The organism is Streptomyces sp. NPDC058051, assembly GCF_042885475.1.
Lineage (GTDB): Bacteria > Actinomycetota > Actinomycetes > Streptomycetales > Streptomycetaceae > Streptomyces.
In genome coordinates, this window is sequence record NZ_JBHVRW010000017.1 from 11,227 (window position 1) to 24,728 (window position 13,502).

15 protein-coding genes and 1 pseudogene are annotated in these 13,502 nt (G+C 68.8%); 6 read left to right on the plus strand and 10 right to left on the minus strand.

All coding sequences use genetic code 11. From position 1 onward, the window contains the following. The first annotated feature begins 45 nt into the window (after window positions 1-45). From ACFVUT_RS24610 to ACFVUT_RS24620, 3 genes are read left to right on the plus strand one after another with little or no spacing between them, the layout of a single operon-like run. A complete protein-coding gene (locus tag ACFVUT_RS24610) occupies window positions 46-1,392 on the plus strand; it encodes a replication initiator (protein ID WP_389653847.1) in 1,347 nt (448 codons plus the stop codon). After that, window positions 1,385-1,570 carry a helix-turn-helix domain-containing protein gene (locus ACFVUT_RS24615; protein WP_389653849.1) on the plus strand — a complete coding sequence of 62 codons (186 nt, stop codon included), beginning with the start codon at window positions 1,385-1,387 and terminating at the stop codon, window positions 1,568-1,570. The genes ACFVUT_RS24610 and ACFVUT_RS24615 overlap by 8 nt, the downstream gene beginning before the upstream one ends. Beyond that, window positions 1,567-2,835, plus strand: a complete 1,269-nt coding sequence (locus ACFVUT_RS24620; protein WP_389653851.1) for a tyrosine-type recombinase/integrase — start codon at window positions 1,567-1,569, stop codon at window positions 2,833-2,835. Before ACFVUT_RS24615 ends, ACFVUT_RS24620 begins: the two co-directional genes overlap by 4 nt. A gap of 105 nt (window positions 2,836-2,940) precedes the next feature. Here ACFVUT_RS24620 and ACFVUT_RS24625 read toward each other — a convergent pair whose 3' ends face one another. From ACFVUT_RS24625 to ACFVUT_RS24635, 3 genes and pseudogenes are all read right to left on the minus strand, one after another. Continuing rightward, window positions 2,941-3,510, minus strand: a complete 570-nt coding sequence (locus tag ACFVUT_RS24625; protein WP_389653853.1) for a hypothetical protein — start codon at window positions 3,508-3,510, stop codon at window positions 2,941-2,943. Next, window positions 3,510-4,013, minus strand: a pseudogene (locus ACFVUT_RS24630) (hypothetical protein); the annotation flags it as partial. The pseudogene ACFVUT_RS24630 and the gene ACFVUT_RS24625, both read right to left, overlap by 1 nt. Window positions 4,014-4,081: 68 nt before the next feature. Continuing rightward, entirely contained in the window at window positions 4,082-4,363 is a 282-nt protein-coding gene (locus ACFVUT_RS24635) for a sulfatase (RefSeq protein ID WP_389653855.1), read from the minus strand. A gap of 154 nt (window positions 4,364-4,517) precedes the next feature. On the opposite strand from ACFVUT_RS24635, the gene ACFVUT_RS24640 reads away from it, so the two are divergent. Both ACFVUT_RS24640 and ACFVUT_RS24645 read left to right on the plus strand, forming a co-directional pair. After that, window positions 4,518-5,342, plus strand: coding sequence for a helix-turn-helix domain-containing protein (locus tag ACFVUT_RS24640; RefSeq protein ID WP_389653857.1), 825 nt, complete (start codon window positions 4,518-4,520; stop codon window positions 5,340-5,342). Continuing rightward, window positions 5,339-5,539: a DUF397 domain-containing protein gene (locus tag ACFVUT_RS24645; RefSeq protein WP_389653859.1), complete on the plus strand. Its 201-nt coding sequence runs from the start codon at window positions 5,339-5,341 to the stop codon at window positions 5,537-5,539. Before ACFVUT_RS24640 ends, ACFVUT_RS24645 begins: the two co-directional genes overlap by 4 nt. 151 nt (window positions 5,540-5,690) lie before the next feature. On the opposite strand, the gene ACFVUT_RS24650 is transcribed toward ACFVUT_RS24645, so the two are convergent. The 6 genes from ACFVUT_RS24650 to ACFVUT_RS24675 all read right to left on the minus strand — a co-directional run bounded on the left by ACFVUT_RS24650 (window position 5,691) and on the right by ACFVUT_RS24675 (window position 11,840). Then, window positions 5,691-6,374 carry an inositol monophosphatase family protein gene (locus tag ACFVUT_RS24650; protein ID WP_389671042.1) on the minus strand — a complete coding sequence of 228 codons (684 nt, stop codon included), beginning with the start codon at window positions 6,372-6,374 and terminating at the stop codon, window positions 5,691-5,693. 98 nt (window positions 6,375-6,472) lie between these two features. Beyond that, window positions 6,473-7,099, minus strand: coding sequence for a 2'-5' RNA ligase family protein (locus tag ACFVUT_RS24655; protein WP_389653863.1), 627 nt, complete (start codon window positions 7,097-7,099; stop codon window positions 6,473-6,475). Beyond that, window positions 7,096-7,953 (minus strand): carbohydrate kinase family protein, encoded by an 858-nt coding sequence (locus ACFVUT_RS24660; protein WP_389653865.1) that lies wholly within the window; start codon window positions 7,951-7,953, stop codon window positions 7,096-7,098. The genes ACFVUT_RS24655 and ACFVUT_RS24660 overlap by 4 nt, the downstream gene beginning before the upstream one ends. Then, the gene (locus ACFVUT_RS24665; protein ID WP_389653867.1) at window positions 7,950-9,215 is read right to left on the minus strand and encodes a DUF4145 domain-containing protein; all 1,266 of its coding nucleotides are present in this window, start codon (window positions 9,213-9,215) and stop codon (window positions 7,950-7,952) included. The genes ACFVUT_RS24660 and ACFVUT_RS24665 overlap by 4 nt, the downstream gene beginning before the upstream one ends. Window positions 9,216-9,286: 71 nt before the next feature. Beyond that, window positions 9,287-10,558: a hypothetical protein gene (locus tag ACFVUT_RS24670; RefSeq protein ID WP_389653869.1), complete on the minus strand. Its 1,272-nt coding sequence runs from the start codon at window positions 10,556-10,558 to the stop codon at window positions 9,287-9,289. Window positions 10,559-10,736: 178 nt separating this feature from the next. Then, window positions 10,737-11,840 (minus strand): alkene reductase, encoded by a 1,104-nt coding sequence (locus ACFVUT_RS24675; RefSeq protein WP_389653871.1) that lies wholly within the window; start codon window positions 11,838-11,840, stop codon window positions 10,737-10,739. A gap of 87 nt (window positions 11,841-11,927) precedes the next feature. Between ACFVUT_RS24675 and ACFVUT_RS24680 the strand changes: the two genes are divergently transcribed. Then, on the plus strand, window positions 11,928-12,305 hold the full coding sequence (locus tag ACFVUT_RS24680; protein WP_389653873.1) for a MerR family transcriptional regulator: 378 nt from the start codon (window positions 11,928-11,930) through the stop codon (window positions 12,303-12,305). Between the two features lie 75 nt (window positions 12,306-12,380). Here ACFVUT_RS24680 and ACFVUT_RS24685 read toward each other — a convergent pair whose 3' ends face one another. Then, window positions 12,381-13,460 (minus strand): AraC family transcriptional regulator, encoded by a 1,080-nt coding sequence (locus tag ACFVUT_RS24685; RefSeq protein ID WP_389653875.1) that lies wholly within the window; start codon window positions 13,458-13,460, stop codon window positions 12,381-12,383. Window positions 13,461-13,502 lie beyond the last annotated feature (42 nt).

A 13,502-nucleotide genomic window follows, 5' to 3' on the forward strand; every position in this document is an offset into this window, starting at 1 on the left:
CATCCACGGCACACGTGTGCCGCAGTGCAGAGAGGTCCCGCCAGCATGCCACCGCACACCCCGACCACCACAATCCCCCGACCCGAACCGGCCGCACACGCGCTGCCCACGTTCACCGGGTACCGCGACCTGCTCGGCGTGGTACGGCAGCTGTCCTCGCTCGGCGGGTGCGCCCAGCCGATCCGGCTCGAAGGCCAGCGCACCGAGATCGACGCGTTTACCGGCGAAATCCTGTGCGAACTGAAGTCCAAGGAGCTGCCTGCCGGACATCTCCTGGTCCGCTGCGGCAACCGCCGCACCACCCGCTGCCCCTCCTGCGCCGAGCTCTACCGCCAGGACACCTACCACCTCATCGCCGCCGGCCTGCGCGGCGGCAAGAACACCCCCGAACAAGTCGCCACCCACCCCCGCGTCTTCGCCACCCTCACCGCACCCTCGTACGGCCCCGTCCACGGGCGACGCGTCAACGGCTCCACCCGCTGCCGCTGCGGACGCACCCACACCAAAGGCGACCCGCTCCTCGGCACCCCGCTCGACCCCGAGCGGTACGACTACACGGGTGCGGTGCTGTGGAACGCCCACGCCCCGGCTCTGTGGGCCCGCTTCATGCTCCACCTGCGCCGGACGATCGCCGCCGCAGCCGGTGTCCAGCAGCGGCTGCTCTCCAAGGTCGCCCGCGTCTCTTACGCCAAGGTCGCCGAATACCAGCAGCGCGGGCTGATCCACTTCCATGCCGTGATCCGCCTCGACGGCCCCGCAGGCAGCTACACCCCACCACCCGCCTGGGTCACCCCCGAACTCCTCGCCGACGCCATCCGGATCGCGGGCACCCGCGCCCACATCGACGGGCCCACGATCAACGGCCGCGCCCACTCCTTCGCCTTCGGCGAGCAGATCGACACAAGGATCATCCGATCCTCCGCCTTCCAGGCCGGGACCACGATCACCGAGGGAAAGGTCGCCGGATACGTCGCCAAGTACGCCACCAAGGGCACCGAAGCCGCGACCGGCACCCTCGACCACCGGCTGAAGAGGATCACCGACCTCTGGTTTGAGTCTGTGCCTGAGCACGCCGCCCGCATGATCCGCACCGCCTGGTCCCTCGGCGCCCGCGACGACCTCAAGCACCTGAACCTGCGCAAGTGGGCCCACATGCTCGGATTCCGCGGCCACTTCTCCACCAAGACCCGCGCCTACTCCACCACCCTCGGCGCCCTCCGGTCCGCCCGCGCCGCCTGGCACCGCCGCCACACCCCTCCGCCCTCACCGACCACCCTCGTCCTCGCCCACTGGGCCTACGACGGCACCGGCCTGACCCCCGACCTCGAACGCCTCGCCGCCCTCATCGGCGGCGGCCCGACCCGCGAGCAGGAGGTGACAGCCGGTGCGTGACACCGAACTCCTCACTGTCCCCGAGGCAATGGCCCGCCTCAAGATCGGCCGCTCCGCCCTCTACGACCTCCTGCGCACCCGCCGCCTGGCCTCACTGAACATCGGCCGCACCCGCCGCATCCCCGCCCACGCCCTGGACGACTACGTCCAGCGCCACCTGGAAGAGGCCGCCAGATGACCGCCCCCAAGCGCAAGAAGGCCCGCGCCAACGGCGAAGGCACCATCTACCAGCGAAAGGACGGCCGCTGGGAAGCCGCCGGCTACGTCCTCGCCGTCGACGGCAGCCGCAAACGCGTCCGCGTCTACGGCAGCACTCGGAGGGAAGCCGCCGACAAACTCGCCGAGAAGATCGCCGACAGCAACCGCGGACTGCCCGTCGCCACCGCCGACAGCACCGTCGGCGACTACCTCGCCTACTGGCTCGGCAGCGTCGCCGTCCACCGGCTTCGGGAGAACACTCACACCCGATACGCCGCCTGCGTCCGCCTCCACCTCATCCCCGTACTCGGCACCAAGAAGGTCGCCCGCCTCACGGCCAAGGACGTGCGCACCTTCCTCGACCGGCTCCGCACCACCTGCCAGTGCTGCACCCAGGGCCTGGACACCGAACGGAAGAGGTGCTGCGCCATCGGCGAATGCTGCCAGAAGCAGCTGTCCGCTTTGACCGTGACCTACGTGCACTCGGTGCTCAAGTCGGCACTGGAACACGCCGTCCGCGAAGACGAGCTGCCTCGAAACGTCGCCCGCAACGTCAAGACCACCACGCACCAGCCCAGGCGCTTCCGTCCGCTCACTGCGGCAGAGGCCCGTCAGTTCCTCGACGCGGCCCGCGCCGACCGGCTCCACGCGCTGTACGAACTCGCCCTGCGCACCGGACTCCGCAAGGGCGAACTCCTCGGCCTCCACTGGGACGACCTCGACCTCAACGCCGGAACGGCCAGCATCCGGCGCTCACTCCAGCGCACCCGCACCGGCGGCCTCACTCATCTGCCCACCAAGACCCGGGCGTCCGAGCGACGTATCGCGCTCCCGACCGAGTGCATCCGCTCTCTCAAGGAGCACAAGCAGCAGCGCGACAAGGAGCGCGAGACCGCAGGGTCAGCCTGGCAGGACAGCGGCCTCGTCTTCACCACGCCCACCGGACGGCCTCTCGACCCGGCCAACCTCACACGCCGCTTCCGCAGCTTCCTCGCACGGGCCGGACTCCGACGCATCCGCTTCCACGACCTGCGCCACTCGACCGCCACCCTGCTCCTGGAGCAGGGCGTCGATCTCGTCGTGATCAAGGAGCTTTTGGGCCACGCCCACATCGGCGTCACCGCCGGCGTCTATGCCCACGTACGACTCCGACTCCAGCGGGACGCCATCGACGCCTTGGGCCACGCCCTCGGCAGCCAGGGCGACGACCCTGACGACCCGCCCACTGCGGTCGCCGTCCACTGACGTTGCCGTCAGCGTTGCCGTCAAACGGCACGGAGCCCTCATCGACATCACTGTCGATGAGGGCTCCGTCGCACTGCTACCAGATTCCGATAACCCCGCCAGGAATCACGGGGAAATTGTCGGAGTATTCCACTCGGCACACTCCGCTACGACTCGCGCAATCTGCCGACGCTTCGGGTAACTGGAGCGAATCTTAGAGAGGCGTTCCGCGTACAATTCCGCGACATCGGCCCCCTCTTCGGACAACAAGCGGAAATCACCCTCGCGCCATATGTCCTCAACTCCCCGCAGAGTCGTCTTGATTCCCTGAAACTCAGCCCTTGAGTATCCGCCGCCGGCCTGCAACAGATCATCGCAGGAATCCCAGAAGTTCCCCACGCTGGATCTGATCCTCCATTCGCGATCGTCTGAAGGCAGCTCTTGCGACGCCACCAGAATCGCTACGCCAGCAGCTGTCGATTGAAAATATGACGGGTCAGACGAGTCCTCCAGGGCGCCGATCTCGCTTCGCCAGCTCCTCAGCGAGGCGATCTTCTCTGCACCTCCAGGAACTACTGGACCGCTGCACCCAGCGACGATGTCATCGATCTCCGCCAGGTGCGAGGCCCCCGCAACCTCAAGGATGGGTCGCATCCTGGCGAGAGACAGCCCTCCGGTCAGGCTCCACAAGTCCATCAGCCGCCACCCCCTAGAACCACTCGCCATGGCGTGTTTCCAGTACTCGACACTCCGGTGCCCTTGCCGATCGGGCTTGGTGTGAGGCCCACGCCTGGACCTGTCGCTTGCGCGAAGCATGCAGGGCACATCCTAGTCGACGAAGCCATCCCTGTGATCTCCCAGTGGCTCCCCAAGCGATTCATGATCGTAGCCTCGGCATGGCCTTGCCCGGGGATGTAGCGCTCGCCGCGCAGCGGCGCATTGCCACCCCTCCATTCATTGGGCAGACCCGTGCGTTCAGTTGCAACCCACGTTTCAGATCGACCCGTATTCACGTTCCGAACTCGGGCAACCGCAACTGTCGATGCCTCGTCGGCCCGCGTTGCATAAAGCTCGCGGGCTCGATCAAGCAGAGCACCGCCGCAATTGTGAACCAGGACCGGCGTCGCCCCCGCCAGCACATAGTACGTGTGCAGGTCACTGACGGTGAGGTTGTGGACTGCCTCACCCAGGGCCGTCCATGGCGAGTTGTGCCGTGCCGTGGTGGTGCCGTCGGCACTGAACTCCGGACCCGCCGCGTCGTCGGCCTTCAGTCGCGCAGACGTCCGCCCCGGCTGTGCGCGACGACCAGGACCTCCCGTAGCGACGTGAGGACCTGCGTGAGCGCGAACCGCAGGGCGAGATCGCCCGCTGCCGCGTCCGCCAGCACCGATGACGCGCCCGCCAGCACGGCTTCTCCGCAGTCGAGTTGGTCGGCCTCCATCTCGTCGGCCAGCCGGGAGAGCCTGCTGTCGGGGTTGTCGGTGCTGAGGTAGCAGGGCTTGCCCTCGGGGGACGTCCAGGGGAGGAGGCGGAGCAGCGCGTCGGTCATGTGCGTTCCTTGCGACGGGGAGCGGGCGGGGGCGGGAAGGAACGGCCCCGCAGGGGTGGTGGTGACCGTTCGTGTCCCCATGGTCACTCCCCTCGCCCTAGGCTCGGCAGAGGCACGCGATTGCCTGTGAACGGGACAATGGAGAGGGGTCGTCATGGCCGAACTCGCGCATGTGGACGAGGAGTCGGGGCGCGCGGCATTGGGGCGGGCGCTGCGGTTCCTGCGGGAGAAGGCGGGGAAGTCCCTGGGTCAGCTCGCCGAGGAGACGCGGTACGACAAGAGCTATCTGTACCGGCTGGAAATGGGCCAGCGGCTCTCGAAGCTCGCGGTGATGGAGGACCTGGACCGGTATTACGGGTCGGACGGACTGCTGGTGCAGTTGTGGAAGGCAGCCCGGAGGGAGGTCTTCAAGGACAAGTACAAGGAGTTCATGCGGCTGGAGCCGACGGCTCGGATCATGCACAAATACACCCTGGGGATTCCGGGGATCTTGCAGACCGAGGCGGTCGCGCGTGAGCTGTTGTCCGGGGCTCAAGAAACCGACGACGAGGCCGAGTTGGTGGAGGAGCAGGTCATAGCGCGACTGGGCCGACAGCAGTTGCTGCACCGCAAACCGGCCCCGTCGGTCAGGATCATCGTGGACGAGTACGCGCTCCGTCGCCCGGTGAAGGACGGCAAGGCGTGGGACGAACAACTGACTCATCTCATCGACACGGTCGAGACGACATCAGTCGTCCTCCAGGTGCTCCCCTTCGCCGCCGGGGCACACCACCTGATGGACGGTTCCCTGACGCTGCTGTGGCAGGACGACGGGAGCGCCGTTGCCTACACGGAGGGCAACGGCTGCGCCGAGTTGATCGAAGATCCGGCCGAGGTCACGCGCTATCGGCTGTCCTACGATCGGCTCCGGGATCTGGCATTGTCGCCGTCGGACTCCCTCGCGTTCATCAGAACGATCCTGGAGGAACACAGATCATGAGCCGTACCCCCGACCTCAGCACCGCGGTGTGGCGCAAGTCCAGCTACAGCGACGGCGGCGACAACAACTGCGTCGAGGTGGCCGACGGCTTCCCCGGCCTCGTCCCCGTACGCGACAGCAAGGTCCCGGCCGGTCCCGGCCTCGTCGTCACCGCCCCCGCCTGGACGGCCTTCGTGGGGTTCGCCGCCGGGCGCTGAGCCCACGCACGGCGTGACGCCCGGCCGCACGGCGCTTCGCCCGGCCCGGCCCGCCTCACCCCGTCCCGGCCCGCCCCCGCACGGGGCGGGCCTACGGCGGTGCCGGTCTCTCCGCCTGGCATGGCCGGCGGGACGAGCGCTGTTGAGCTTTTCAGACAACAACGGACTCCCAGACGGCGATCAGGTCGCGGGCGAGCCGTGGGGCTCCCGCGACCAGAAGCGGTGAATCCGGGGTGAACACCCGCCCGGCCGCCCCCAGCACCGCCCCGCCGCGCTCGCGAACCAGGGCGGTGCCGGCCGCCACGTCCCACGGCTTGGGACCAAGGCATACGCAGGCATCCAGCCACCCCTCGGCCACTCCGACCAGATCCAGACTCATCGCACCCTGCATCCTGATGCGGTATGCCTCGTCGTAGAGGTGACCGATGAGCCGTGCCGCCTTCGGATTCCCGCGGCCCGTCCCCGTCAGCCCGACGACCGCCCGGGAGAGGGCCTGAGCACCGTTCGACAGGCGCGTGGTGGTGCTTGCGGCCGCCGCCGCAGTGCTCCATCGCCGCCCGAGGGCCGGCGCATGGAGTACGCCCAGCAGTGGCGAGCCCTCCTCCATGTATGCGAGCGAAAGGGCGTATCCCGGTGCTCCGCGGGTGAAGTTCATCGTGCCGTCGATGGGATCCAGCAGCCAGCATCTGGCAGGCAGCGAGCCCTCAGCGGTCTCGGCCGTCTCCTCTCCGATGACCGGGATGCCGGGCGTGCGGTCCGCCAGTACTTCCGTGATCCGGCGCTCGACCTCGACGTCGGCGGCCGTGACCTCCTCACCGGACGGCTTGAATCGCACACGCGTCCACCGGTCCCCCGCCCCTTCCCCTGCCAGCCACGCCGCCCCCGCATCCACCGCGGCGTGGGCTGCACGGTGCAGGGCGGCATGCTGCTGGTTCATACGGAGGCCAACGGCAACTCGGCGACCTTCTCCGCGTGGGCGCCGTGTTCCCCCATGACGTAGAAGCTGAGCCGGTCGAAGGTCCACTCCTCGGGGACGTGCAGGCGCCCCGGTGCTGTCCGGACCAGTTCCAGGGCTGTGGCCTCTTCTGTCCGGCCCAGCGTGATGTGGGGCGCGTAGGCGTCGCCGGTGTAGCGGTACCCGTACTGTGCGAAACTCGCGCGCTCGGTCTCCGTGAACCTCGACGTGTCCTTCGACGTGTCGAATGCCTCGCGGTCGAGATGGGGTGCCAGACGGTCCACCACCGTTTCCTGCAACTTCTGGAGAAGCACGGGCCTTTCGACGGACATGAACAGCCAGCCGGTCGGCTGGTGGACGATGCCGACGGACGCGAGGGACAGTTCGTCGGGCAGGCTCACCGATGCGCTGATCCTCGCCAGCTCCTGTTCGGGTTCGAGAGTGTCGACGAACGGCCCCTGGAATAGCGTCAGATGAGGCAGGTTGCCGTTCTCGCTCAGCTGAGGGCGCAGGGGGTTGTCGCCGCCCAGGTTCTTCTGCAGCTGGATCGCCGAGCGTGTGTGGTCCGCACGCGGAAGCAGCGCGACACCAAGCCACCTGGTCATGGATGAGCTCCTATCTTCGTGATCACATGCAACGCCGCGTCGAGTCCTCTACGCAGGCATGCCGACGGCGGCTCGCCGAGCAGCCGTCCCGCGATGACGCCCGCGTTGAAGGCGTCACCGCCTCCGGTCCGGTCCACCGGTTCCACGGCCGTGGTCGGTTCGTGGACCACTGCGCCGGATGCGGCGGCCCACAGCGCGCCGCCGGCTCCGAGGGTCAGAATCACATCTCCCGCCAGTTGCTGCGCGTACCGACGCGCAGTGGTGGCGGCATCACCCGAGCAGGCACCAGGCAGGTGGGCCGACTCGTCGGCATTCATCAGATTCAGCCCGGGACCTTGCGCGAGCGTGCTCATGTCCCGGCCGTTCCATTCGACCGAGACGGAACGGCCGTTTCGGCGTGCCAGGCCCACAACCCGGCTCAAGGCCGGCGTGGGTTCCCCGACAACGTGCACATGGTTCACCGCACGCACGTCGGACTCCGTGACCGCGCCGAACGCCAGGTCACGGTCCGCTCCGGGGAAGGTCATCATCCGTTTACCCGTGCCGGACGAGATCACGATCGCCATGCTGGTCCTCATGGCGGTGTCCACGCGTATCAGCCCTGTGTCCACACCCCCGGCGCGGAGATCGTCCAGGCACAACCTGCCGAGCGCGTCGTCCCCCACTGCCGAGACGAGCCGCACCTCACAGCCCTGCCGGGCGAGCCCCAGAGCTGTGTTGGCCGCGGACCCTCCGGGAAGCGCCGCGCATTCGTTGCCCCGGATCTTCTCGTGCTCGTCCGGGAACTTCTCCGCCTGGACGATGATGTCGAAGTTGGTTCCCCCCAGCACGAGAACGCGCTTCGGGGCGGTCACGGATCCCCCAGGCGATAGCTCTCGAACAGGACATGGCGTACCAGCCGTTCGCGGCTGGCCAGGCTGCTCTGGAGGGGGAACGAGGCATGGGCGACCAAGTCGTCCACGACGGTCTCGAAACGGTCCTGGTCGGCACCCAGGTCATGGAACCGGCGCATCAGCTCCCGGTACAGGTCATTCGGTCGCGTACCGATCGCGGCGAGCCAGGCCTGGCTCGCGATGAGCACATTGGCTGCGGCGGAACGTAAGCGTGCCTGCGTCGAGGGCGGCAGCATCTCGGAGTTGAGCAGTTCGAAATAGTCGTCCTCGTCGCGGGCGTGCATGCGCAGGTTCTGTCCGCCCACAGCCAGCACGTCCCGGTTCAGATGGAAGAGTTCGAGGCCCAGGTGGTGCGGAACGTCGAGGATCCGGACACCCCTCTCGTGGAGGCCCGCCTCGTCGGTGGAGAAGGCTGTGAGGACGTTGGCGAACATGTCGCTGTGCTTCGGTACGGCGATTTCCGCACCGGCCGGATTCGCCAAGAAGTCCTCGGCCGTCGCCCGGCCCCAGCGGCCGCCGCGTGCGGCGAGGAGGTAGAAGTTCCGGCCGCCCATCGAGTGGCCGACACGGCCGAGGGGAACCACTCGGCCCTTCAGGTCCTCCTCGTCCTCCACGATCCTGTGCAGCCGCTGTTCGTTGTAGATGGCGAGGTCCAGCCGTCCATGTGCCACATCCCGGACCAGTTGATCCGACCAGGGCAGTTGTATGGGCACCACCCGGTGGTTGTGCCTGGCCATGACGTCCTCGAAGCCGCAGCCCAGCAGCAGGGCCTTCACCACGATCAGGGTCGAATCGGCCAGGCGCGTCGTCCCGGCGGAGCGCTGCACGGCGGCCAGCGCCTCATGCCCCTCGTTCTCCGCCATCGACGAAGCGGTGCGTCCGTACCAAACGGCCAGCTGTGTGAGGGCGTTGAGGCAGGGCTGCACGTCCTCCGCGGAGATTTCCTCACCCGACGTGTCGTGGGCGTGGCTGCCGTAGTTGCCGTAGTTCTGAATGGTACGGACGGCCAGAACCATTTTCTGCGGCAGGAGTCCCTTGCCGGTGAGCACCGTGAGCAGTGATTCGAGCGTCGGCTTCGAACCGACTGCTTCCTGTAGGGCAATGTCCAAAAGGATCGACTCCGCCGCTCGTCGTGCCGTGCTGAGGAACACCTCTGGATCCGATTCGGCGTACCTCAGAGCCTTTTTGTAAAGTCGGAGCGACTCGCCCTCGTTGACTGTCACGTCGACCGTGTCCTGTTCGGCAGCTCGTACCCGATGCTAACAATCCAACGTCTGTGCAGTTCGGTTGTCCGTCACTCTCCAGGGCTCGGACCGCCCCGCAGCGAGGCGAGGACCAGGCGTCCGTAACGCGTGGTGAAGGCAGCCGCCGTCGCGACGAGAGCGGCGCCCAGGGCGGCCAGGAGATGACCGGGATCGTCGTCACCGAGCACCTGGAGAATGCTCAATGCGGTGCCGAGCGGCAGACCGAGAATGGCGAGCACGCCGAGCGCCCCGGCGATCTGCTGTCCGTCCTGGGTCTGGACGAGCCGGGAGTAGTCGGCGGCTTCCGCGAGGATCTCCTCGAACCTCGCAGGCAATCGGTACTGCGCGTGGTAGGCGAGGAGCAGCTCATTGGCCGGGCCGTGCGCCGTGAGGTGCTGACGCCAGTAGGTGCTGCGGAAGCCTGCAATGTCGCGCTCCAGATCGGTGACCCGGCGTGCGAGCCCGGGGCCGTCGAAGACGCCTGAGAGCCCGTCCGTCAGTTCGTCGATGTGGTCCCGCTGGGCGATGCCCAGGAGCAGGGCGTCCAAGTAGACGGAGCGCACATGAAGGGCTGCGAAGTCAAAGAAGTCGCCGTCACCCTGGTCAGGGCGATGGCCGAGGAAGGCGGCCCCGTGCCGCAGGACGAGAGCACTCCAGTCCGCCGAGATACGGACCGCGTATTCGGTCTGGGTCGGCAACTGTTCCGGTGCCGTGGGGAAGTCCGCCTCGTTGGACCGGGACGCGAGGGCCCAGAGCCATCGGTCCGCGGTGGACGGCAGGATTCCGTCGGAGCGCAGTGCCGGCGTTTCGGTGTCCCCCGGGGTCAGGAAGGCGACGGTGTAGGGATGCTCTGTGGCGAAGGGCGACCCCGTCGTGGCCGGTGAGGCGATACCGGAGAGCAGGGCATCGGGAGCAAGCGGTCCACTGAGCGGATCGGGTCCGGCTCCGGTTCGGTGCGCGAGCGCCCTCAGCACATCCAGGAGCGCCGCTGAACCCACGGTGAAGTGCAGGATGGCCAAGGCATGCCGCGGGTGCGCCGCGGTCGGGGTGCGCAGGATCTCCATGCCGTGCAGGCGCATGTCCCCATGCGTGACATCGACGAACTGATGCCAGCGGCGGGGCCGTTCGGGCGTTCCGTACAGTGCGCGTCCTGCGGCGTGTGTGAAGTACGTCTGCCGTGCGGCCACGTCCGTGCGGTGACCGGCGGTCTCGAAGGGGATAGGCCCTTCCGTCCACGACTCCGGGTCGGCGGGAACGCGGATCGGGATGATGAGGCTGACCGACTGTCGTACACCGATTGCGGAACCGATTTCGGTGGTCATGAACGCCCCGCCCCAGTAGGGCGGTACCCGTACGTACCGTGCCTTCGGCGTTCGCGCACCGACACCCCCGTGTTCAGCTTTCGCAGTACGACGCCGAGCAAGATTACCCGGATCCGTGTCGCACCGGGCAAGAACTCCTCCGGCCGGCACCACCGCAACGCCTGGGCCCCGCTCCCCCTCACTCGTCGGCGGGCAGCGGCGGGTAGTCCGTGTAACCCGTCGCCCCGCCCACGTACATCAGGTACGCGTCCCGGACCTGGTTCATCGGGGCGCCGGTGCGCATGCGGTGGATGAGGTCGGGGTTGGCGAGGAAGGGGCGGCCCAGGGCGATCAGGTCGGCGCCGGCGGCCAGCAGCCGTTCGCCGGCGGCGAGGCCGCCGTCGTCGGGGATGCGGCCCCGGGGCAGTACCGGGTTGGCGATCAGGGTGCCCGGCCAGTCCTTCCGGATCCGCTGGTGGACGGGGTTCTCCGGGTCGGCGTACCCGATGTGCAGATAGGCGAGATCCCTGCCGGCCAGGGCTGTGACGAGCGCGGGGTAGATCTCCTCGGTGTCGCCCTCGTCGATGCCGTTGACCGTGTTGCCCGGTGAGACGCGCACACCCACCCGCTCGGGGCCGATCGCCTCCGCGACGGCCTCCACCACCTCGACGGCGAAGCGGATGCGGCCGGTCACGGACCCGCCGTAGGCGTCGGTGCGCCGGTTGGTTCCCTGGGCCAGGAACTGGTGGAGCAGGTGGCCGTTGGCGCTGTGCACCTCGACCCCTTCGAAGCCCGCCTCGATCGCGTTGCGGGCAGCCGCGGCGAAGTCGGCCACGGTCCTCCTGATGTCCTCGACGGTCATTTCGCGGGGGACGACCGAGGGGCGGCGCCCGTCCGGCGTGTGGATCGTCTCGGGCAGCGCGATCGGCGACGGGGCGACGGGCACCAGACCGCTCGTGTCCGGATGACCGACGCGCCCTCCGTGCTGGAGCTGGAGGATCATCCGGCCGCCCTCCGCCCGGACCGCCTCGGTGACCCGGCGCCAGCCCTCGACCTGGGCCGGGCTGTGGATCGCCGTGATGTTCGGATACGTCTGCCCCTCGGCGTTCGGTGTGGACGCCTCCGCGATGATCAGCCCCGCCGAGGCGCGCTGGGCGTAGTACGTGGCCATGAGCGGGGTCGGGACTCCGTCGACGGTCGCACGGTTCCGGGTCAGCGGCGCCATCACGAGCCGGTGGGGAAGGGTGAGGGGGCCGAGCTCGGCCGGTTCGAAGAGGTTCCGGGAAGCTGATGCGTTCGTCATGCCGGAACGGTAAGAATTGACACCAGTGTCAGGTTCAAGCCCGGAAGGACACGGGTGTCAGGTTCAAGCCCGGAGGCGAGGAATCCCATGCGGATCGGCGAGCTGGCCCGGCGTACGGGCGTGAGCGAGCGCTCCCTGCGCTACTACGAGACCCAGGGTCTGCTGACCGCCGACCGTACACCGGGCGGCCACCGCGACTACCCGGCCTGGGCGGTCGACCGGGTGATCCGTATCCAGGAGTTCTACGCGGCCGGGCTGTGCAGTTCGAAGATCGCCGAGCTGCTGCCGTGCGTGCGGGATGCGGACGGCGGCCCGTCCGCGATCGCCACCCAGCGCCTGGTCGGCGACCTCACCGTGGAGCGCGACCGCATCAACCGGATGATCAGCGAGCTGCTGCGCTCCCGGGACGTGCTGGACGACGTGATCGCCACGGCGGAGGGGCGCGACGGGCGCGGGGAAGGCTGAACCGGGCCGCGACGGGGCGTGGGGAAGGCTGAGCCGCGACGGGGCGCACCCGCGTGCGCCCCGCTCAGCGGGCCTCTACTGCTGCGACGAGCGGAACCCGGATGCCTGGGTCGAATGCTGCGACGAGCCGATCCCGGATGCCCGGTTCGAATGCTGCGACAAGCTGATCCCGGATGCCCGGTTCGAATGCTGCGACGAGCCGATCCCGGATGCCCGGGTCGAATCATGCGGCTCGGGGGCGGCGCGGCGCCGGAACTGCCCCGGCGCAAGTCCGTACTCCCGCTTGAACGCCTTCGCGAAGGCGAACTCCGAGGCGTATCCGGTGCGTTGGGCGATCAGTCGCAGTGGCGCGTCGTCCTGCCGCAGCAGCCGGCCGGCCGTGGTCATCCGCCACCAGGTCAGATAGGCGAGCGGCGGGCGCCCGATCAGCTCGGTGAAGCGGCGGGCGAAGGCGGTGCGCGAGAGCCCCGCGCGCAGGCCGAGCTCCTCCACGGTCCACGGGTGCGCCGGGTCGTCGTGGATGGCGTGCAGCGCTTCCGTGATCGCCGGATCGGCCAGGGCAGCCGCCCAGCCCGTCGGATGCCCGTCGTTGTGGCTCTCGCTCTGCCACCAGGCGCGCAGGATGTAGAGCAGGAGGGTGTCGAGCAGGGACGAGACGATGGTGTCGGACCCGGGCTGCGGATCCTCCAGTTCGGCGCCCAGCAGGTCCACGGCCGTGCGCAGCGAGGAGCGGGCTCCGACCCGGGCGGGCAGGTGCACCACGGGCGGCAGTTCCGTGAGGAGCGGGTGCGCCCGGCGGTGGTCCAACCGGTAGGCGCCGCACAGCAGCACCGTTCGCGGCCCGGTGGCGTCCTGGGGCGTCCGCGGGCGTGGCCAGGTTCCGTCGGGCTCCGGCCGCATCGCGCGCAGGGGCACTCCGGGCGCGCTGGCCAGCCCGTACCCGAGGCCCCGGGCCAGGAACACCACGTCTCCCGGGCCGAGTGCCACCGGCTGTCCTTCCTCCGGGAGCAGCACCGCGGAGCCCTGGAGCACCACGTGGAAGCCCGCCCCCTCCGAGCCCTCGAAACGGACTCCCCAGGGCGCGTACTTGTCCTGGCGGGCCGAGTGCGGCTGTCCGGTTCGCATCGCGGCGACGGCGTCGCTGAGTACGTCCATGTCCGAACGGTATCCCTCGATGCGCGCCCGCGGGACGTACGG